Here is an 18,732-nt window from a genome sequence, read left to right as displayed (position 1 = left end):
CCGGTAAACGATTTTGGCGACCCAGGAGGCCATCGCCAGAAAGCGGGAATCCTGAATGACAAGTCCACGCGAATCTTCATTGAACGTCCTGGTCACGGGAGGGGCCCGGCGCATCGGCGGGGCCATTGTCGAGGATCTGGCCGGCCATGGCTTCGGCGTAGCGATCCATTGCAACCGTTCGCGCAGCGAGGGAGAGGCGCTGAGGCGCCAGATTGTTGAGCGGGGCGGAAGGGCCGTGGTTCTGCAGTGCGATCTTTTGGACCCGGAGGCGATGGCGGAACTGGTGCCTGCGGCCGAGCGGGAACTCGGCCCGCTTTCCATCCTGGTCAACGGCGCGTCGATCTTCGAATGGGACGAGGCCACCGATTTCTCCTGGGAGACCTGGGACAGCCACTTCGCCATACATGTGAAGGCGCCTGCGATGCTGACACGAGTGTTCGCGGAGCGACTGGCGCCCGGGCGGGATGGGCTCGTCGTCAACATCATTGATGAGCGCGTGCTGCGGCCTAATCCCCGCTACTTCACCTATTTCCTCTCTAAGTCGGCGCTGTGGGCGGCGACCCGCACGATGGCTCAGGCGCTGGCGCCACGGGTCCGGGTCAACGCCATCGGTCCGGGTCCGACCTTGCCGAACAAGCGGCAGACCGAACGGGATTTCGCGGAGCAGGTTGAAGGCCTGATCCTCGAGCGCGGTCCCGGGCTGGAAGAATTCGGCGCGACCATCCGCTATCTATGGGAGGCGCGCTCGGTCACTGGCCAGATGATCGCGCTCGATGGCGGCCAGCACCTTGCATGGCGCACGCCCGACGTGTCAGGCATGAAAGAATGAGTTCACCTACCCAGCACCTGCGCCGGCCTCCGATTCCGAAGAAGGATGAGGCGGCTGATGACATGGCCGGCTATTTGCCGGATAGCGAGTCTGACGAAGAAGAGGACCTTCCCCCCGAACCCGCGCCGGAGGCCGGTCCCGACCTTTCGTTCACCACGATCGACTGGAGCGCGCATCGCGGCGATGCCGACGGCAAGGTCGGTGCCGACGTGATCCAGACGCTCGTGAAGCGCCTGCCGAATGCGCCCGGCGTCTACCGCATGATGAATGCGGTCGGCGACGTGCTCTATGTCGGCAAGGCGAAGAACCTGAAGAAGCGTGTCACGGCCTATGCCCAGGGCCGCTTCCACACCAATCGTATTGGCCGGATGGTGCGCGAAACCGCGACGATGGAGTTCGTCGTTACGCGCACCGAGATCGAGGCTCTGCTGCTCGAGGCCAACCTCATCAAGCGCTTGCGGCCGCGCTTTAACGTACTGCTGCGCGATGATAAGTCGTTTCCTTACATCGTGATCACCGGCGATCATGCCGCGCCTGGGATCTTCAAGCACCGTGGTGCGCGCTCGCGGAAAGGCGACTATTTCGGACCTTTCGCTTCCGCCGGCGCCGTGGGCAGGACCATCAACGCATTGCAGCGCGCCTTCCTGCTCAGGACCTGTACTGACTCGGTGTTCGAGACCCGCACCCGCCCGTGTCTGCTCTACCAGATCAAGCGGTGCTCCGGACCGTGCACGAGGGAGATCGGGCCGGAGGACTATGCCGAGTTGGTCAGCGAGGCGAAGGATTTTTTGTCCGGGCGCAGCCAGAAGGTGAAGACACAGATCGGCGAGGCCATGCAGCATGCCTCCGAGGAACTGGATTTCGAGCGCGCGGCCATCTACCGCGACCGGCTCGCGGCGCTTTCGCACGTGCAAAGCCATCAGGGCATCAACCCGCAGTCGGTGGAGGAGGCAGACGTTTTTGCACTGCATCAGGAGGGGGGCCAGACCTGCATCCAGGTGTTCTTCTTCCGCACCGGCCAGAACTGGGGCAACCGCGCCTATTTCCCGAAGGCGGACCCGGCGCTCGAGGGCGGCGAGGTGCTCGAGTCCTTCCTGGCGCAGTTCTACGACGACAAGCCCGTCCCGAAATCGATCCTTCTTTCTGAGGAAGTCGCGGAACAGGACCTGCTGCAGCAGGCGCTCTGCACCAAGGCAGGGCACAAGGTCTCGATCTCGGTGCCGAAACGCGGCGAGAAGAAGGATCTTGTCGATCACGCGCTCCAGAACGCGCGCGAGGCTTTGGCGCGAAGGCTTGCCGAGACATCGACCCAGGCCCGGCTGCTGGAGGGTCTCAAGGACACGTTCGGCCTCGCCAAAACGCCGGTGCGCATCGAGGTGTTCGACAACTCCCACATCATGGGCACCAACGCCGTGGGCGCGATGATCGTCGCCGGGCCGGAAGGCTTTGTGAAGAACCAGTATCGGAAGTTCAACATCCGCTCGACCGACATAACCCCTGGTGACGACTTCGGCATGATGCGCGAGGTCATGGAGCGAAGGTTTTCGCGGCTGCTCAAGGAGGAGCCACAGGGCGGTCCCGACGCCACCAGGGACGCGGAGACCGAGGATCACCATGGCGGCTTCCCGGCATGGCCGGACGTGGTCCTGATCGATGGCGGGCAAGGCCAGATGTCGGCGGTGCGCGCAATTCTCGACAAGCTTGGCATCGCGGATCGGGTAACCGCGATCGGAGTGGCGAAAGGTGTCGACCGCGAGGCGGGGCGTGAGCGATTTTTCGTCGCAGGCCGTGAGCCTTTCATGCTGCCGGTCCGCGATCCGGTACTCTATTTCGTGCAGAGATTGCGCGACGAGGCGCACCGTTTCGCGATCGGTTCGCACCGCGCCCGCCGCAAAAAGGAGATGACGAAGAACCCGCTCGACGAGATCGCAGGCATCGGTCCGGGCCGCAAACGCGCGCTTCTCATGCATTTCGGGACGGCCAAGGCGGTGAGCCGCGCAGCGGTCGAGGACCTGATGGCAGTGGACGGCATATCCGAGTCGGTGGCGCGGGCCGTCTACAACCACTTCCACGAAAATTGACCTGACCTGCTCCGGTTGATAACTGGGCCAGGCGGCTTCTGCGGTTGACCCCCATGGACAGGTTCTGATTTGAGTATGCGGGGCTTTCCCGCGGCGGGTAGTATGTCGAAACGCGCGTTCAATCTTCCGAATATTCTGACTTATGGGCGGATTGTAGCCGTTCCGCTGGTCGTACTCTGCTTCTTCCTGGAGGGTAGGCTGCAGTCCAGCGACTTCGCCCGCTGGAGCGCACTGGCGATTTTCGTCATCGCCAGCATCACCGACTACCTGGACGGCTATCTCGCCCGGGCCTGGCAGCAGACCTCCACCATCGGGCGCATGCTGGACCCGATCGCCGACAAGCTCCTTGTCGCCACCTGCCTGATCCTGCTTGCCGCCGACACCGACAAGACGATTGCGGGATGGTCGCTCTGGGCCGCGATCATCATCCTTTGCCGCGAAATCCTGGTTTCGGGCCTGCGCGAGTATCTGGCCGAGCTCAAGGTCAGCGTGCCAGTGACCCAGTTGGCGAAATGGAAGACCTTCGCCCAGATGGTCGCGATCGCTTTCCTACTGCTGGGGCCTGCCGGAGACAAGATCGTGCCCTATTGGACCCAGGTCGGCATCTTCCTGCTTTGGGTTTCGGCCGTGCTGACGCTATATACCGGCTACGACTATTTCCGCGCCGGCCTTAAGCACATCGTGGACGAATGAGCGACCGCCCCATCAGACTGATCTATTTCGCCTGGGTTCGTGAGCGCATCGGCTGCTCCGAGGAGGACGTCGTCCTGCCCGACGAGGTGAAATCCGTGCGCGACCTTCTGCTGTGGCTCCGCGACCGCGGGGAAGGGTACGAGAACGCGCTCTCCCATCCCGAGGTGATCCGCGTCGCCATCAACCAGGAACATGTGGCTCATGGCGAGTCGCTCGCCGATGCTCGCGAGGTCGCGCTGTTTCCGCCCATGACCGGAGGCTGATCGCGTGACGGCCGGCTCCGCCCCGACGGTAAGGATCCAGCGGGAAGATTTTGACACCGCAGCCGAGATCGAGCGGCTGACGCGCGGCAAGACCGACATCGGAGGGGTGGTAACCTTCTCGGGCCTCTGTCGTGACGAGGCCGGCAGGCTGGTCGCACTCGAGCTCGAACATTATCCCGGCATGGCCGAAGCCGAGATCGCCCGCATCGCCAGGCAGGCGATGGAGCGCTGGCCGCTGGCCGGCCTCACCGCGATCCACCGCTACGGCCGCATCGAGCCGGGCCAGAACATCGTCCTGGTGGTCGCCGCATCGAGCCATCGGCAGGCGGCGTTCGAGGCGGCCTCGTTCCTGATGGACTACCTCAAGACCCGCGCCCCCTTCTGGAAGAAGGAGCATCGTCTGGACGGTACGGCCGGAGATTGGGTCGAGGCCAAGGCAGCCGACGACGAAGCCGCGGAGCGGTGGACAACGGCTGCCGTGGGGAAACTCGGCGGCTAGCCTCGCCCATTGCGACGCGTTACGCTCGGTCAGGATGATCGCAGGGGTCCGAGCGTGCGTAAGGCGGCGAGATGACGACTGAGGTTGCCGCCAGGCACGAGCCGCTGCTGCAGCTTCGCGAGATCGGCAAGACCTTCGCCAACGGCGTGACCGCGCTCAAGGCGGCCAGCCTCACGGTACGCGAAGGCGATTTCCTCAGCCTGCTGGGTCCGTCCGGCTGCGGAAAGTCGACGGCGCTGCGCATCATTGCCGGCCTGTCTTCGCCAACGGCTGGCGTGCTCGACTGGCGCAAGTCTCTCGACAAGGACCACATCGGCTTCGTCTTCCAGGAGCCGACGCTGATGCCTTGGGCAAATGTCTTCGACAATGTCTGGCTGCCGCTGCGTCTCAAGGGCAAATCCCGTACCGAGGCGGCCCCCGCCATCCACGAACTGCTCGAGCGCGTGCACCTGTCCGGCTTCGAGAAGGCGATGCCGCGCGAGCTCTCCGGCGGCATGAAGATGCGGGCCTCCATCGCGCGTGCGCTGGTCACCCGGCCGCGGCTGCTGCTCATGGACGAGCCCTTCGCCGCACTGGACGAGATCACGCGCTTTCGGCTCAACGAGGACCTCCTCGATCTCTGGCAGGACCAGCGATTCACGGTGACCTTCGTCACCCACAGCGTCTTCGAAAGCGTGTACCTGTCGAACCGCATCGTCGTGATGGCGGCGCGGCCCGGCAGAGTTTTTCGCGAGTTGGCGGTGGACGCTCCCTATCCCAGGGCCGAGGCTTTCCGCACCTCTCCGGAATATGCTGCCCTTTGCCGGCAGGCCTCGCAGGTGCTGGCCGACGCCATGCATGCGGAGGGTCGCTGACCATGCGTGCGGAAGTGCAGGCAGCGCCGTTTATCGATAGGGAAGAGGCTCAGCGGGCGCGCAACGCGAAGTTGGAACGGATCGGCCGGTGGGTGCTGCCGATCGCCATCATGATCCTCGCCATCTGGCTATGGGACCGCCTCTGCGTCTGGTACGAAATCCCTCAGTACATCCTGCCTAGGCCCGGTGTGGTCGCTTCCACCCTGGTCAGCGATGCGCCGTTGCTGTTCACCTCGCTGCTGGTGACGCTGAAGATCACCTTGCTCAGCCTGTTGCTGGCGGTGGTGGGCGGGGTCGGGCTCGCCGTCCTCTTCACCCAATCGAAGTGGGTCGAGATGTCGTTCTTCCCCTTCGCGATCGTCCTGCAGGTGACGCCGATCGTCGCGATCTTCCCGCTCATCAACATCTATGTCGACAACCAGACTGCAAAACTGCTGATCTGCTCCTGGATCGTCGCCTTCTTCCCGATCCTCTCCAACACCACGCTCGGCCTGAACTCGGTGGACCGAAACCTCATCGACCTCTTCCGGCTCAACGGTGCATCGCGATGGCAGCAGCTACGGTTCTTGAGGCTGCCGGCCGCGATGCCCTACTTCCTCGGCGGGCTGAAGATCGCGGGCGGACTGTCGCTTATCGGCGCGGTTGTCGCAGAATTCGTCGCCGGAGCCTCGGGCCAGTCGTCTGGGCTCGCCTCGCGCATCATCGAGGCGGGGTACAGGCTGAACGCACCGCGGCTGTTCGCGGCGCTCATCCTGATCTCGGCGGCGGGCATCGTGATCTTCCTGGTGCTGACGCTGGTCTCGCATCTCATCCTGCGGCGCTGGCACGAAAGCGCGCTGTCGGCGGAGAGGTGAGGGTGGCCAAGGAATTGATGGAAGTTGAATGCAGCTGAAAATCCCCACGACCGGCTGGTATGTGCTCGGCAATGCCCGGGTGCATTCCTCGCTCGCGGCGGACCTCGAAGGTCCGCTCGACCGCGACGGTTTCGCGCTCGTCGACATCGCCATTACCGATGGCAAGATCGGTGGAATCGCGCGGCGGAACGACAGGCCCGCGCCGCCGCGCTTGATCGATCTCGCCGGCCGGATCGTGTTGCCGTGCTTCGTCGACTGCCACACCCACATCGACAAGGGTCATATCTGGCCGCGCATGCCGAACCCAGACGGATCCTTCATGGGCGCGCTCGGGGCTGCCGATGCCGATCGCCTGGTGCATTGGAGCGCGGATGACGTCGCGCGCCGGATGGATTTCTCGCTGCGCTGCGCCTACGCGCATGGGACCAAGGCGCTGCGCACCCACATCGACTCGGTCGCACTGCAGGAGACGATCTCGTGGCCGGTCTTCGAGGAAATGCGGGAGAGCTGGCGGGGGCGGATCGAGCTTCAGGGGGCAGCCCTCTTCGGCATCGAGGCGGTTCGCGACACCGGCTGGTTCGCCTCGCTCGCCCGCCGGGTCGCGGGGGCGAAGGGCGTCCTCGGCGCCGTCACCTACATGCTGCCCGACCTCGAGCCGCTGCTCGACCAGGTTTTCCGGATGGCCATGGAGCTTGGCCTCGATCTCGACTTCCACGCGGACGAGACCGACCAGATCAGCGCGGTGTCGCTGCGCATGATCGCTGAGACCGCGCTTCGGCACCGCTTTTCTGGCCGCATTCTCGTCGGGCACTGCTGCTCGCTGTCATGCCAGCCCGACCGCGAGGTCAGGGACACGCTCGACAAGGTCGCCGAGGCAGGAATTGCCGCGGTGTCGCTGCCGCTCTGCAATCTCTACCTTCAGGACCGACGCCAGGACCGGACGACGCCGCGCTGGCGCGGCGTGACCCTGCTTCACGAGATGAACGCGAGGAAGATTCCTGTTGCCGTTGCCTCGGACAATACACGCGACCCATTCTACGCCTATGGCGACCTAGACATGCTCGAAGTCTACCGGGCGGCGACCCGTATCGCCCACCTCGATCATCCGGTCGCCGATTGGCCGAGAGCGATGGCCTCCACGCCGGCCGGGATCATGGGCCTCGACGGCGCTGGCACGATCGCAGCCGGCACGCCCGCCGATCTGGTGATCTTCCGCGGGCGAAGCTGGACGGAGTTGCTCTCCCGTCCGGAATCCGACCGGATCGTGCTGCGCGACGGCCGGCGGATCGACACCAGCCTGCCCGACTACTCCGAACTCGACGACCTGATGGGGGCTCAATGGATCTGACGGCGCTGAAGAAGGAACTCGATGGCACCCGGACCGAGGACAATCCGGCGATCGTGCAGCAGAAGAGCCGGGATTTCTATTGGTATAGCCCGGTGCTGAAGCGGCAACTCGAGCAGGTGACCGGCGACATCATCGTCTCGCCAAAGGACGAGGCCGAGGTGATCCGCGTGCTCTCCGCCTGCTACGCCCAAGGCGTGCCGGTCACGCCGCGCGGGGCCGGAACCGGCAATTACGGCCAGGCGATGCCGCTCTCGGGCGGCGTGGTGCTCAGCCTCGCCGATATGAACTCCATCACCGAGATCGCGCCCGGCCGGGTGGTCTGCGGTCCCGGCGCGATCATCGCCGACATCGACAGGGCGACGCGGGCGCATTCAGGGCAGGAACTAAGGCTTCACCCGTCCACCTATGCGACCGCTTCGATCGGCGGCTTCATCGCCGGAGGTTCCGGCGGCGTCGGCTCGATCAACTGGGGCGGCCTGCGCGACTTCGGCAATGTGCTACGCTTGCGTGTCGTCACGATGGAGGCCGAGCCCAAGGTGCTGGATCTCACCGGCGAGGAACTGCACAAGGTCACGCATGCCTACGGCACCAACGGAATCATCACCGAGGTCGAGATGCCGCTGACGGCCTCCTATGACTGGGTGGACGTGATCGTCGGCTTCGACGACTTCGCCGATGCGGCGCACTACGCCAACGCGCTCGCCTGCCAGGACGGCATTCTGACCAAGCTGATCACGCCGGTCGCGGCGCCCGCGCCCTGGCTCTACTTCAAGCGGCACCAGCGCTTCCTGCGAGAGGGCCAGAGCGTCGTCATCGTCATGGTCGCGCCACACGCGCTCGATGCGTTCCTCGCCTTCACCCGGCGGGAGAAAGGTGAGGTCGTCTTCGACGCCTCAAGGGTCGAGGACAAAAAGGGCCTGCCGCCCGCCTACGAACTCGCCTGGAACCATACGACGCTTCGGGCGCTGAGGGTCGATCCCTCGATCACCTATTTGCAGTCGCTCTATCCCTTCCCGAACCAGCTGGAGCTGGTGCGGAGGGTCGATGCGATGTTTCCCGAAGTGGTCTCGCACCTCGAATTCGTGCGTTTCGACGGCAATATCACCTGCTTCGGCCTGCCGCTGGTGAAGTTCACCACCGAGGAGCGACTGGACGAGATCGTCCGCACCTACGAGGACAACGGCTGCCCGATCTTCAACCCGCACCGCTACACGCTTGAGGAGGGCGGCATGAAGCAGACCGACCAGATCCAACTCGCCTTCAAGCGCCAGGCCGACCCGCGCGGGCTGCTCAACCCCGGCAAGATGATCGCCTGGGAGAACCCTGAGTATGACTACAGGTCCGGCAAGACCTTCCTGTTCAAGGGGCTGGAGAGGTGAGGGGCGCGGCGCTCTCCCTCCCCCTTGAGGGGAGGGTCGATCCGCGTAGCGGATCAGGGAGGGGTCGTTGCGGCCGAGCAAGGCGCGTTCCCCTTCAAAGAGAATCCGTCGCGCGTTTCAGCACCGACCCCTCCCCCTGCCTTCGGCCGGACCCTCCCCTTAAGGGGGAGGGGTACGCTCGCATGGGTGCTTCCTGATGCGCGTCCTCGTCGTCTACTGCCATCCCGTCGAGGAAAGTTTTTGCGCGGCCCTGCGCGAAGCCGCGGTCGGTACATTGGAAGGCCGCGGCGACGAAGTCCGCCTGATCGACCTCTATGCCGAAAAGTTCGACCCCGTGATGGGCCGCGAGGAGCGGCTCGCCTATCACGAGGGGCCGCCGAAGGACCCTGCGCTCGCCGCGCACATCGACGCGCTGAACTGGGCCGCGGCGATCATCTTCATCTATCCGACCTGGTGGTACGGCCTGCCGGCCATGCTCAAGGGCTGGCTCGACCGGGTATGGGCGATGGGTGTCGTCTTCGACCTCGCACCGAATGGCGGCATCGTCTCGCGGGTCAGGCACATCCGGAAGATCGGCGTGGTTACCACCTGCGGCGCGACGCGGCTCTTGTCCTTCGTGATGGGACAGCCGGGACGCAAGATGATCCTGCGCGGCATTCGATCACTATGTGCCCTACGAACCCGCACCCTCTACCTCGCGCATTACGACATGGACAATGCCACGCCGGAGAGCCGGGCTGCCTTCCTTGCCAAGGTGCGGTCGCGACTGAAGCGGTTCTGATCGGGGCTGATAGATCGGTGTGAGGCGGGGGGCGGAGGCAGGCGCGCCTCACCTCACCTCACCTCGTCCATCTCTCCCCGCCGCTTCGCATCCGCGATCTGCGCGATCGCTCCCTTGAGTGCCTCGGTTTCCTGCGCGCCCATCACGGCATAGCGGCCTTCGAGCAGGAAGCACGGCACGCCGGTGATGCCCATGCGCGAGGCGGTCGCCGCCTCTTCCTCGACCGCATTGCGATCGGCGTCACCGGCGAGCATCGCCTCGACGACGGCGGCGTCCATCCCGGCATCCGTTGCCGCATTCGCAAGAACCGCGTGGTCGCCGATATTGGCGCCTTCCTCGAAGTAGAGGGCAAAGAGGCGCTTCACGAGACGGTTCTGAACCTCCGGTCCATCTGCCATAGCCCAGCGGATCACCCGATGAGCGTCTAGCGTGTTTGGCGATACCTTGATCTTGTCGAAGGCGAAGTCGATGCCTTCCGCTTCTCCGAGCGGTTCGATCCGGGCATGGATCTGGCGGATGCGCTCCTCGCTGCCGAACTTTGCAAGCATGTATTGTTTCCGATCACGCCCGCCGGGCGGAATCGTCGGATCGAGCTGAAACGGCCGCCAGCGGGTGACGACATCGATCTCCTCGAGACTCTCCACGGCCTTCTCGAGCCGCTTCTGGCCGAGATAGCACCAGGGGCAGACCACATCGGAGACGACGTCCACCGTGATTGCCGTGCGCTCACTCATGCTCGTCTCCCTTCTCGCTTCGTTGCCGTGCGTCCTTCGAGGCTCGCCCGGATGGACAGAGCCTTAATCACCACAGTTCTGCGGGCTCGCTCCTCACCATGAGGACCGCTGGGCACCGCTCCGACGATCGCGAAGATAGTCAATCCTCTCAGGACAAGTGTCCAGCGCCGGCCTCCCTCATCCTGAGGTGCTCGCCCGACGACGCGCCAAGTTAACCAAGCCGCTTCGTGGGGGAGCCTCGAAAGACACACGATGATCCAACGGCTCCAACCGCCCGCCGAAATCACTGCGACTTCCGCCACCAGACGGGCAGTTGGTAGCCATAGAGCGACGTCTCCCTGGGGTGCTCCAGATAGGTCCAGAAGGCCAGATACTGCTTCATCGTATGCTGCATGGGAACCATGTAGGCCCCTGAAATCAGCAGCCGGTCGAGCGCCCGCACGGCGCCGACGTAGTCGTCCTTCTCCCGCGCGTTGAGCATTGCCTGGATCATGGCGTCGATCGCCGGACTGGCGACGCCGGCTAGGTTGAACGACCCCTCGGTAGTTGCCGCCTCCGAGCCCCAGCGGAACGCCTGCTCGATGCCTGGTGACAGGGTGCCGGTGAAACCGGTTGAACCGATCAGGACGTCGAAGTCGAAGCGCTGCTTGCGCATCTGGATCTGGTCGGCCTCGAGCGCCCGTATGGTCGCCTGGATGCCGATCCGGGCTAGGGTGCGCTGGTAGACGCTCGCTAGCCGCTGCTCGCTCTCCGAGGCCGTGAGGATCTCGAAGGAAAGCGGCTGGCCCTGGGCATCGACCAGGGTCGGGCCGTCCAGGCTGTAGCCTGCCTGCTTAAGCAGATCGAGCGCGGCCTTGAGAGCGTTCCGGTCGCGGCCGGAGCCGTCGGTCTGCGACGGCTTCCAGGTGCCGTCCATGACCTCCGGCAGCACCTGGTCCGCATACGGGGCGAGCAGCGCCTTCTCCTTCTCGCTGGCAGGTCGGCCCAGCGCGGAAAGCTCGGAGTTCTGCCAGTAGCTCGCGGTGCGTTCGAACTGACCGTCGAACATGTTCCGGTTCACCCACTCGAAATCGTAAAGCAGGGCGAGCGCCCTGCGCACCCGCACGTCCGAGAATTGCGGCCGTCGGGTGTTGAACAGAAACCCGGAGACCACCGGAGGTATGCCGGTCTGGAACTCTCCTATTGTGACCCGTCCGTCCTGCAGTGCCGGAAAATCGAAGTCTCGCTTCAGCTTGACCGGATCTGCTTCGGCATGGATCGAACAGATGCCCTTCTTGAACGCCTCGAACTGGGCGTTGGCGTTCAGGAAGTACTGCACCGTGATACGGTCGAAATTGTCAAAGCCCTTCTTGGAGGGCAGGTCGCGCGCCCAGTACTCAGGATTGCGCCGGTAGACGATCTTGTCGCCGGGGGCGACCTGATCGACCACATAGGGGCCGCTGCCCACCAGCGGCGCAAGCGTGGTGTGGTCGAAAGTGCCCTTGTCGAAGGCGTGCTTCGGCAGGATCGGCGTCATCGCTATGATCAGGGGAAACTCGCGGTCCGCCTGGCCGTTGAAGACGAAGCGCACTGAGTGCGGCCCCGTCTTCTCCAAACGCTCCACCCGCTTCATCCGGTCGCTGTAGGGCGGTCGGCCTTTCTCGGTGAAAACCTCGTAGGTGAATAGCACGTCCTCGGGCGTGACCGGCTTGCCGTCCGACCATTTGGCATTCGGGTTGAGGTTGAAGGTTACTTGCCGGCGATCCTCCGAGAGGTCGACCGATTCCGCCAGCAGTCCATAGAGCGAGAAGGGCTCGGCGGCGTTGCGCTGCATCAGCGATTCGAACACCAGATTGCCGAAGATCGTATCGATCATGCCGCGCGCCGTGGTGCGCAGGCTGCGGATGATGAACGGGTTCAGGTTGTCGAAGCTGCCGACCACGCAATAGGTGACCTCGCCGCCCTTGGGAGCGTTCGGATTGGCATAGGGGAAATGCGTGAAATCAGGAGGCAGCGCGGGCTCGCCCTGCATGGCAATGGCATGCCTCGGCTCCGCCTGGCCGTAAGCGGGGAGCGACGCCGACGCCAGAGCCGCGGCGCAGAGCGCAAGTAGTCTTCGATGCATTCCTGAATCCAAGGTCGCGATGATTCGAACCTGAATCGTATCATGTTGACCTTTGTGTGGGTGCGCGAGATGGTTTTCAGCGTATTTCGTCGGCTCTGACGCTGGATTTGGCACGTGGAGCAATGTAGAGGCAAACCTGAGTCATGCTGTTGCCGTATTTGCGCAACACCTACCGCCAAACGGCGACGCTGGAGCCGTTCCGGATCATTTAGAGGAAAGGACAAGATGACGAGCTCGAAAATTGACCGATTCCGTCTTTCGGTGCTCTCCGCAGGCGTGATCGGCTTGCTCGCCACCGGTGTCGCTCCGGCCTTGGCGCAGCAACAGCAATTGCCGCAGGGCTGGTTCAAGGCCTGCACCAAGCAGGAGGAAGTCGACATCTGCAACGTGCAGAACATCGTCACGGCCTCCAACGGCCAACTCGTGACGGGCCTCAGCCTCATCGAACTGAAGGGCAAGGTGAACCGCAAGGTCTTCCAGGTGACCGTCCCGACCGGCCGTCTCGTTCCTCCCGGCATCGGCCTGCAAGTCGACGGCGGCAAGGCCCAGAAGCTGGATTACGTCATCTGCTTCCCGGACCGCTGCGTCGCGGAAGTGCAGCTTAGCGACCAACTCGTCGGCCAGTTCAAGAAGGGCTCGGAACTAACGCTCACCTCGATCAACTTCCAGAACCAGCCGAATCCCGTGAAGGTGTCGCTCCAGGGCTTCACCGGCGCGTTCGACGGCCCGGCGATGCAGCAGTCCGACATCCAGGAGCGCCAAAAGAAGCTCCAGGAGTTCGTGTCGAAGAACAACGAGGACTTCGCCAAGAAGCTCAAGGAAGAGCAGGAGAAGGCGAAGACCGCCAACTGATATCGTTCTGGACCCCGGCTTCAGTTGCGGGTCGAGTTCGTCATGTCAAACTCCGGACCGTGGAGTTTGAACGATCTGTCTGGTCTCTCTGATGCGAAGGGGCGCTCATCGCGCCCCTTTTTCGTGGCCTTGTGCCGAGTGAGACTGCGCCATGCCCCCATGCCAAGAGCAACCCTCGCGCTGATGTCGGAACGGGAAGAGCAATCTGTGTCTGCAGAATGCGTCAAGATCGCTGACATTTTGCGTGGGGACCCGGCGAATTGGAATGGCGCTGTTCGCCAAGGAATGCCAATCTGAGCCAGATTGTCGGCGCATCTTCTGGAGTTTCAAATGATTTTCAAGACCCTCAAAGCCGCTTCGCTCGGCATGGCGCTTGCCCTCGGAACGGTCTTCTCGGCGCAGGCCGAGCCGGTGAAGATCGGCAGCAAGAACTTCACCGAGCAGTTCATCGTAGCCGAGATCTACGCGCAGGCGCTGGAGAAGGCGGGCATCGAGGTCGAGAAGCGTCTCAACCTCGGCGCAACGCAGATCGCTCACACAGCCCTCACCAGCGGCGAGATCGACCTCTATCCCGAGTACACCGGCACGGCGCTCGCGGCAGTGGCGAAGGGTGAGCTCACCAGCAATGCCGATCAGATCTACTCCGACGCCAAGAAGCACTACGAGGAGAAGCTCGATCTCACGCTGCTGAAGCCGACGGCGATCAACAACGGCTACGCGATCATCATGCTTCCCGAGAAGGCGGAGGAGTACAAGCTGAAGACCCTCAGCGATCTCGGTCCGGCTTCCAAGGACCTCACCTTCGGCGCGGAAGGCACGTTCGGCGAGCGCAAGGACGGTCTGCCTGGCCTCGAGCAGGTCTACGGCATCAAGTTCAAGGAATTTGTGAAGTTCGCAAAACTCGGCATCCGCTACAGCGCCCTCACCAGCAAGCAGATCGACGTGTCCTTCGGCTTCTCGACGGACTGGCAGATCGAAGACAGCAAGCTAGCGGTGCTCGAGGACGACAAGAACCTGTTCCCGCCCTATTATCTCGTCCCGGTCGTGCGTCAGGACGCGCTGAAGGCCAATCCGAAGATCGCCGAGGTCCTCGACAGGTTGGCGCCGCTGCTGACCAACGAGAAGATGCGCGCCATGAACGCCGCGGTCGAGCGCGACCGCAAGGAGCCGGCCGAAGTCGCGGCGGAATTCCTGACGGCCGAAGGCATCTGACAAACGCGAAATGCGGCTCGCGCTCCATGCGCGGCCGCATATCCTGAAGCGAGGCGCTGGCGCACTACGGACATCGCGTGACCTGGACATACAAGAACCTTGGGCTGATCGCTGAGGCGGCCGGCCAGCACCTGATTCTCTCATTCCTTTCGGTCCTGATCGGCTGCGCGATCGCCCTCGTGCTCGGCATCGTCTCGGCGCGCCGGCCGCGCCTCTATGCCACCTTCCTGACGATCGCCGGGATCATCTTCGTCATCCCGAGCCTTGCGCTCTTCGCCTTCCTGATCCCGATCATGGGGCTGGGGATGAAACCGGCGTTGACGGGGCTATCGTCCTATTGCCTGCTGATCCTGCTCAGGAATGTCGTCACCGGTCTGCGCAGCGTCCCCGATGACGTGCTGGATGCGGCCGACGGCATGGGTTTTAGCCGTTGGCAGCGCCTCATTCGCATAGAACTGCCGCTTGCTCTCCCGCTGATCGTGTCGGGCATTCGCATTGCGCTCGTCACCGTCATCGGGATTGCCACGATCGCCGCGTTCATCGACGCGGGCGGACTGGGCGCCATCATCCTGCAGGGTATCGACCAGAGCTGGCCGGAGAAGATCATCGTCGGCGGCGCACTCACTGCGCTGATCGCCATCTTCTTCGATTTATCATTGAGTTGGACCGAGCGGCGAATGCTGCGCTGGAGGCAGGGATGAACCTGCTTTCGGAAGCCTTTGCCTGGATCCTGAACAACCCGGCCGAGTTCAACCGGGCGCTCGGGCAGCACCTTCTCATGTCGATCACTGCGATCGCCTTCGCGCTGGGCATCGGCCTGCCGCTTGCTGTCCTGATCCTGCGCTACGGCAAGCTGGCGGCGGTAGCGATCAACTCGGTCAACGGGCTGCGCACGCTTCCAAGTCTCGCGATTCTCGCCATCATGATGCCGATCCTTGGCATCGGGCTATGGCCTTCGATCGTGGCGTTGACCATCCTGGCGCTGCCGCCGATCCTCATAAACGCCTTTATCGGGCTGCGCGATGTCGACCCTGATGCGGTGGAGGCGGCCACCGGCATGGGCATGACCGAGCGGCAGATCCTGCACAAGATCCGCATTCCGCTCGCAGCGCCGGCGATGTTCGCCGGGCTGCGCACCGCTTCGGTACAGGTTCTCGCCGGCGCCACGCTGGCGCCGTTCATCGGCGGCGGCGGACTTGGCGATTTCATTGCGATCGGCATAGGCGCCATGGACCCGTCGCGGCTGCTCGTGGGGGCCGTCCCCATCGCGCTTCTGGCGCTTGGCACGGAGTTCCTGCTCGGTCAGACCGAAAGGCTCATGTTCGGAGAAAGACGCGCCGCATGATCACAATGAAGAATGTCACCAAGCGCTTCGACAAAGGTGGCGCGGCGGCGGTTGACGATCTCAGCATGGAAGTGCCGGAAGGCATCACGGTTGCGCTGGTCGGGCCCTCCGGCTGCGGCAAGACCACGACGATGCGCATGATCAACCGGCTCATCGAACCGACGAGCGGATCGATTGTCGTCAGCGGTCGGGACGTCCGCAGCGCCGATGCGGTCGAACTGCGTCGTCATATCGGCTACGTGATCCAGCAGGTCGGCCTCTTCCCCCATATGACGATCGCGCAGAACATCGCGTCCGTGCCGCGCCTGCTCGGCTGGGACGAGGCCAAGATCGAAGCGCGCAACCGCGAGATGATGCAACTCGTCGGGCTCGAGCCCTCGATGCTCGAGCGCTATCCGCGCCAGCTCTCTGGCGGACAGCGCCAGCGGGTCGGCGTGGCGCGCGCGCTGGCTGCCGATCCGCCCGTGCTGTTGATGGACGAGCCCTTCGGCGCCATCGATCCGATTGCCCGCACGCGGCTGCAGAACGAGTTCAAGCAGATCCTGAAGCGCGTGAGGAAGACCGTCGTGGTGGTAACGCACGACATCGACGAGGCCGTGCGGCTCGGCGACCGCATCGCCATCATGCGGGACGGCAGGATCGTGCAGTACGACACGCCCGAAAGCATCCTGTCGAAGCCGGTGAACGAGTTCGTGGAAAACTTCGTCGGCGCGGACCGGGCGCTGAAGCGGCTGACGCTCTTCAATGTGGAGAGCATCATGGTGCCGGGAGAAATCCCGGCCTCGTTGCCGAAAGTCGAGCGCGAGTGCGATCTGCGCGATGCGCTCTCAACCATTGTTGCGGCAAAGGCCGGGGCTGCCGCGGTGGTCGACACCACCGGTGCCGTCGTCGGAAGCGTCAGCCGCGAAGCGATATTGGCGGTCTGATCATGAGCATTCCGAAGACCATCCTGATTTCCGGCGATTTTGCCGATTGGACGCTCGAGGGGCTGCGGGACTTAGTGAACCGAGCCGAGACGGCAGGCGTCGAGACGATCGTCCTGCCGGATGGAATCGCTCCTGCGAAGGGGGGCGAGGGCTGGCCCGACGCGCTGATCCTGATCGGGTGGCTGGCCGCGCAGACATCGCGCATAAGGCTGGCCGGCATGGTGTCGAGCCTCGGGCATCAGCCCTACAATCTTGCCCGCAGGCTGGCATCGCTCGACCTGCTAAGCCGCGGTCGCGCAGGCTGGCTGGTGGCGACAGACGGCGCTGACGATGCGTATGCCGCATTCAGCGGCAAGGTCAGGCTCGAAGGCGTGGACCAGGAGCAGCGCGAGCGCGAGTTCGCCACGGTCGTAAAAGGGCTCTGGCAGAGCTGGGACACGGACGCACTGGTCTTCGACAAGGAGGGCGCGCAGTTCTTCCGGCCCGAGGCCATGCATACGCTTGATCATAAGGGCGAGCATTTCTCGGTGCGGGGACCGCTCAACGTCATGCGCTCTCCACGGGGCACGCCGGATCTTCTCGAAGAAGCCGACATTGCCGATGCCGTGACGGTCGATAATCGACAAGCCGCTCTGGCGATTCTTGGGGAGTAGGCCCGATGAGCAGACAGATGAAGCTCGGCGCTTTCCTGATGCCGACCGGCCATCACATCGCTGCATGGCGGCATCCGAAGGCGGCGGCCGACGCCGGCATCGACGTCGATCACATGGTTCGGCTGGCCCAGACCGCGGAGCGCGGACTGTTCGATCTGGTCTTCTTCGAGGACGCGGCCGGGGTGCGCGAAGCGCGGGTCGAACTGGCGGCGCAGACCTCCCGCTCGATCGGCTTCGAACCGATCAGCCTGCTTGCCGCGCTCGCGGCCAGGACCAGCCACGTGGGCCTCGTCGCGACCGCCTCGACCTCCTACAACGAGCCATACGCGCTGGCGCGTGCCTTTGCGACGCTGGACCTTGTCAGCGGCGGGCGTGCCGGCTGGAACCTGGTCACCTCGGCGAGCGAGATCGAGGCGGCGAATTTCGGTGCGCAGGGGCTGCGCGCACATCGCGACCGTTACGCCCGCGCCGACGAGTTCGCAAAAATCGTCGGCGCGCTGTGGAGCCCGCAGACCCGAGCCGGCACGATCGGCCATGAGGGCGAAAATTTCGTGGTGGGGCAGGGGCTCGGCATCCCGGCTTCGCCACAAGGCTCGCCGGTGATGGTGCAGGCCGGCGCGTCGGATGTCGGCCGCGACCTCGCCGCGCGCACCGCCGACGTGGTCTTCGTCGCGGCGCAGACACTGGAGACCGCCAAGGCGTTCTACGACGACGTCAAGGCGCGCGCGGAGAGGGCGGGGCGCAACCCCGACCACATCAAGATCCTTCCCGGCATGTCGCCCGTGGTCGCCGACAGCCGTGAGGAGGCACAGGCCAAGTTCGACGAGCTGCAGGCGCTCATACCCGACGCGGTCGGGTTGGCGCTGCTGGCGAGCTATCTCGCGACCGATGCCCTGAACGGCTTGCCGCTGGACGGGCCGATGCCCGACCTCAAGGCCAGCGAAGGCATGCAGAGCCGGCAGCAGCTCGTGATCGACCAATCGCGCCGCGAAGGCCTCAGCATCCGCCAGGTCGCGCAGCATTTTGCGGGAGCACGCGGCCATTGGCGGCTGGTCGGGACTGCGAAGGACGTTGCCGACGAGTTGGAGGCGTGGTTCACCGGCGGTGCCTGCGACGGCTTCAACGTCATGCCGGCCTATTTTCCGGGCGAACTGGACAGTTTTGTCGAGCGCGTCATTCCGGAACTCCAGCGCCGTGGCTTGTTCCGGACGGCGTATGAAGGGACGACGCTGCGTGGCAATCTCGGCCTCGGGCTGCCGGCATAAAGGCAATCCGAGAACCGACACCAGATCGGGCTCTGCTGCCCTCGCGCGCGAGGCCTGCCC

General features: G+C 64.2%; 19 protein-coding genes. 17 read left to right on the top strand and 2 right to left on the bottom strand.

The features are described from left to right. Positions 1 to 55 precede the first annotated feature (55 nt). From HUI96_RS22035 to HUI96_RS21990, 10 genes are all read left to right on the top strand, one after another. On the top strand, positions 56 to 829 hold the full coding sequence (locus HUI96_RS22035) for an SDR family oxidoreductase (protein ID WP_188256861.1): 774 nt from the start codon (positions 56 to 58) through the stop codon (positions 827 to 829). Continuing rightward, positions 826 to 2,910 (top strand): excinuclease ABC subunit UvrC, encoded by a 2,085-nt coding sequence (gene uvrC / locus HUI96_RS22030; protein WP_188256860.1) that lies wholly within the window; start codon positions 826 to 828, stop codon positions 2,908 to 2,910. The genes HUI96_RS22035 and uvrC overlap by 4 nt, the downstream gene beginning before the upstream one ends. A 102-nt stretch (positions 2,911 to 3,012) precedes the next feature. After that, complete coding sequence (gene pgsA, locus HUI96_RS22025; RefSeq protein WP_188256859.1) at positions 3,013 to 3,603, top strand: CDP-diacylglycerol--glycerol-3-phosphate 3-phosphatidyltransferase; 591 nt, start codon at positions 3,013 to 3,015, stop codon at positions 3,601 to 3,603. Further along, positions 3,600 to 3,866, top strand: coding sequence for a molybdopterin converting factor subunit 1 (moaD, locus tag HUI96_RS22020; protein WP_188256858.1), 267 nt, complete (start codon positions 3,600 to 3,602; stop codon positions 3,864 to 3,866). Before pgsA ends, moaD begins: the two co-directional genes overlap by 4 nt. 4 nt (positions 3,867 to 3,870) lie before the next feature. Continuing rightward, positions 3,871 to 4,365: a molybdenum cofactor biosynthesis protein MoaE gene (locus HUI96_RS22015; RefSeq protein ID WP_188256857.1), complete on the top strand. Its 495-nt coding sequence runs from the start codon at positions 3,871 to 3,873 to the stop codon at positions 4,363 to 4,365. Positions 4,366 to 4,436: 71 nt separating this feature from the next. Next, a complete protein-coding gene (locus HUI96_RS22010) occupies positions 4,437 to 5,219 on the top strand; it encodes an ABC transporter ATP-binding protein (protein ID WP_188256856.1) in 783 nt (260 codons plus the stop codon). A 2-nt stretch (positions 5,220 to 5,221) separates the two neighbouring features. After that, positions 5,222 to 6,073 carry an ABC transporter permease gene (locus HUI96_RS22005; RefSeq protein WP_188256855.1) on the top strand — a complete coding sequence of 284 codons (852 nt, stop codon included), beginning with the start codon at positions 5,222 to 5,224 and terminating at the stop codon, positions 6,071 to 6,073. A 28-nt stretch (positions 6,074 to 6,101) separates the two neighbouring features. Then, the gene (locus HUI96_RS22000; protein ID WP_188256854.1) at positions 6,102 to 7,421 is read left to right on the top strand and encodes a cytosine deaminase; all 1,320 of its coding nucleotides are present in this window, start codon (positions 6,102 to 6,104) and stop codon (positions 7,419 to 7,421) included. Continuing rightward, entirely contained in the window at positions 7,412 to 8,800 is a 1,389-nt protein-coding gene (locus tag HUI96_RS21995; RefSeq protein WP_188256853.1) for an FAD-binding oxidoreductase, read from the top strand. Before HUI96_RS22000 ends, HUI96_RS21995 begins: the two co-directional genes overlap by 10 nt. A 196-nt stretch (positions 8,801 to 8,996) precedes the next feature. Next, a complete protein-coding gene (locus HUI96_RS21990; RefSeq protein ID WP_188256852.1) occupies positions 8,997 to 9,581 on the top strand; it encodes an NAD(P)H-dependent oxidoreductase in 585 nt (194 codons plus the stop codon). A gap of 53 nt (positions 9,582 to 9,634) precedes the next feature. Here the strand turns inward: HUI96_RS21990 and HUI96_RS21985 are convergent, their stop codons facing one another. Together HUI96_RS21985 and HUI96_RS21980 are read right to left on the bottom strand one after the other, a co-directional pair. Further along, a complete protein-coding gene (locus tag HUI96_RS21985) occupies positions 9,635 to 10,315 on the bottom strand; it encodes a DsbA family oxidoreductase (RefSeq protein ID WP_188256851.1) in 681 nt (226 codons plus the stop codon). 283 nt (positions 10,316 to 10,598) lie between these two features. Beyond that, complete coding sequence (locus HUI96_RS21980; RefSeq protein ID WP_188256850.1) at positions 10,599 to 12,419, bottom strand: extracellular solute-binding protein; 1,821 nt, start codon at positions 12,417 to 12,419, stop codon at positions 10,599 to 10,601. A gap of 225 nt (positions 12,420 to 12,644) precedes the next feature. On the opposite strand from HUI96_RS21980, the gene HUI96_RS21975 reads away from it, so the two are divergent. The 7 genes from HUI96_RS21975 (at position 12,645) to HUI96_RS21945 (ending at position 18,672) form a co-directional block, all read left to right on the top strand. Then, complete coding sequence (locus tag HUI96_RS21975; RefSeq protein WP_188256849.1) at positions 12,645 to 13,271, top strand: invasion associated locus B family protein; 627 nt, start codon at positions 12,645 to 12,647, stop codon at positions 13,269 to 13,271. Between the two features lie 330 nt (positions 13,272 to 13,601). Next, on the top strand, positions 13,602 to 14,483 hold the full coding sequence (locus tag HUI96_RS21970) for a glycine betaine ABC transporter substrate-binding protein (RefSeq protein ID WP_188256848.1): 882 nt from the start codon (positions 13,602 to 13,604) through the stop codon (positions 14,481 to 14,483). Positions 14,484 to 14,560: 77 nt separating this feature from the next. Continuing rightward, positions 14,561 to 15,184: an ABC transporter permease subunit gene (locus tag HUI96_RS21965; RefSeq protein WP_188256847.1), complete on the top strand. Its 624-nt coding sequence runs from the start codon at positions 14,561 to 14,563 to the stop codon at positions 15,182 to 15,184. Further along, on the top strand, positions 15,181 to 15,828 hold the full coding sequence (locus HUI96_RS21960; protein WP_337918561.1) for an ABC transporter permease: 648 nt from the start codon (positions 15,181 to 15,183) through the stop codon (positions 15,826 to 15,828). Before HUI96_RS21965 ends, HUI96_RS21960 begins: the two co-directional genes overlap by 4 nt. After that, positions 15,825 to 16,754 carry an ABC transporter ATP-binding protein gene (locus tag HUI96_RS21955; RefSeq protein WP_188256846.1) on the top strand — a complete coding sequence of 310 codons (930 nt, stop codon included), beginning with the start codon at positions 15,825 to 15,827 and terminating at the stop codon, positions 16,752 to 16,754. Before HUI96_RS21960 ends, HUI96_RS21955 begins: the two co-directional genes overlap by 4 nt. A gap of 2 nt (positions 16,755 to 16,756) precedes the next feature. Beyond that, positions 16,757 to 17,407 (top strand): LLM class flavin-dependent oxidoreductase, encoded by a 651-nt coding sequence (locus HUI96_RS21950; protein ID WP_188256845.1) that lies wholly within the window; start codon positions 16,757 to 16,759, stop codon positions 17,405 to 17,407. Between the two features lie 5 nt (positions 17,408 to 17,412). Beyond that, entirely contained in the window at positions 17,413 to 18,672 is a 1,260-nt protein-coding gene (locus tag HUI96_RS21945; RefSeq protein ID WP_188256844.1) for an LLM class flavin-dependent oxidoreductase, read from the top strand. Positions 18,673 to 18,732: the final 60 nt, after the last annotated feature.

The organism is Pseudaminobacter soli (ex Zhang et al. 2022), from assembly GCF_014595955.1.
Taxonomy (GTDB): domain Bacteria; phylum Pseudomonadota; class Alphaproteobacteria; order Rhizobiales; family Rhizobiaceae; genus Kumtagia; species Kumtagia pseudosoli.
This window is presented reverse-complemented; position numbering and strand designations above follow the sequence as displayed.

Bases quoted from the DNA above. Each gene is read 5' to 3' on its own strand.
- HUI96_RS21950 (WP_188256845.1), top strand. From the start codon at position 16,757: ATGAGCATTCCGAAGACCATCCTGATTTCCGGCGATTTTGCCGATTGG.
- uvrC (WP_188256860.1), top strand. From the start codon at position 826: ATGAGTTCACCTACCCAGCACCTGCGCCGGCCTCCGATTCCGAAGAAG.
- HUI96_RS22010 (WP_188256856.1), top strand. From the start codon at position 4,437: ATGACGACTGAGGTTGCCGCCAGGCACGAGCCGCTGCTGCAGCTTCGC.
- HUI96_RS22000 (WP_188256854.1), top strand. From the start codon at position 6,102: ATGCAGCTGAAAATCCCCACGACCGGCTGGTATGTGCTCGGCAATGCC.
- HUI96_RS21945 (WP_188256844.1), top strand. From the start codon at position 17,413: ATGAGCAGACAGATGAAGCTCGGCGCTTTCCTGATGCCGACCGGCCAT.
- HUI96_RS21980 (WP_188256850.1), bottom strand. From the start codon at position 12,419: ATGCATCGAAGACTACTTGCGCTCTGCGCCGCGGCTCTGGCGTCGGCG.
- HUI96_RS21960 (WP_337918561.1), top strand. From the start codon at position 15,181: ATGAACCTGCTTTCGGAAGCCTTTGCCTGGATCCTGAACAACCCGGCC.
- moaD (WP_188256858.1), top strand. From the start codon at position 3,600: ATGAGCGACCGCCCCATCAGACTGATCTATTTCGCCTGGGTTCGTGAG.
- HUI96_RS21975 (WP_188256849.1), top strand. From the start codon at position 12,645: ATGACGAGCTCGAAAATTGACCGATTCCGTCTTTCGGTGCTCTCCGCA.
- HUI96_RS21955 (WP_188256846.1), top strand. From the start codon at position 15,825: ATGATCACAATGAAGAATGTCACCAAGCGCTTCGACAAAGGTGGCGCG.
- HUI96_RS22035 (WP_188256861.1), top strand. From the start codon at position 56: ATGACAAGTCCACGCGAATCTTCATTGAACGTCCTGGTCACGGGAGGG.
- HUI96_RS21985 (WP_188256851.1), bottom strand. From the start codon at position 10,315: ATGAGTGAGCGCACGGCAATCACGGTGGACGTCGTCTCCGATGTGGTC.
- pgsA (WP_188256859.1), top strand. From the start codon at position 3,013: ATGTCGAAACGCGCGTTCAATCTTCCGAATATTCTGACTTATGGGCGG.
- HUI96_RS21970 (WP_188256848.1), top strand. From the start codon at position 13,602: ATGATTTTCAAGACCCTCAAAGCCGCTTCGCTCGGCATGGCGCTTGCC.
- HUI96_RS21995 (WP_188256853.1), top strand. From the start codon at position 7,412: ATGGATCTGACGGCGCTGAAGAAGGAACTCGATGGCACCCGGACCGAG.
- HUI96_RS21990 (WP_188256852.1), top strand. From the start codon at position 8,997: ATGCGCGTCCTCGTCGTCTACTGCCATCCCGTCGAGGAAAGTTTTTGC.
- HUI96_RS22005 (WP_188256855.1), top strand. From the start codon at position 5,222: ATGCGTGCGGAAGTGCAGGCAGCGCCGTTTATCGATAGGGAAGAGGCT.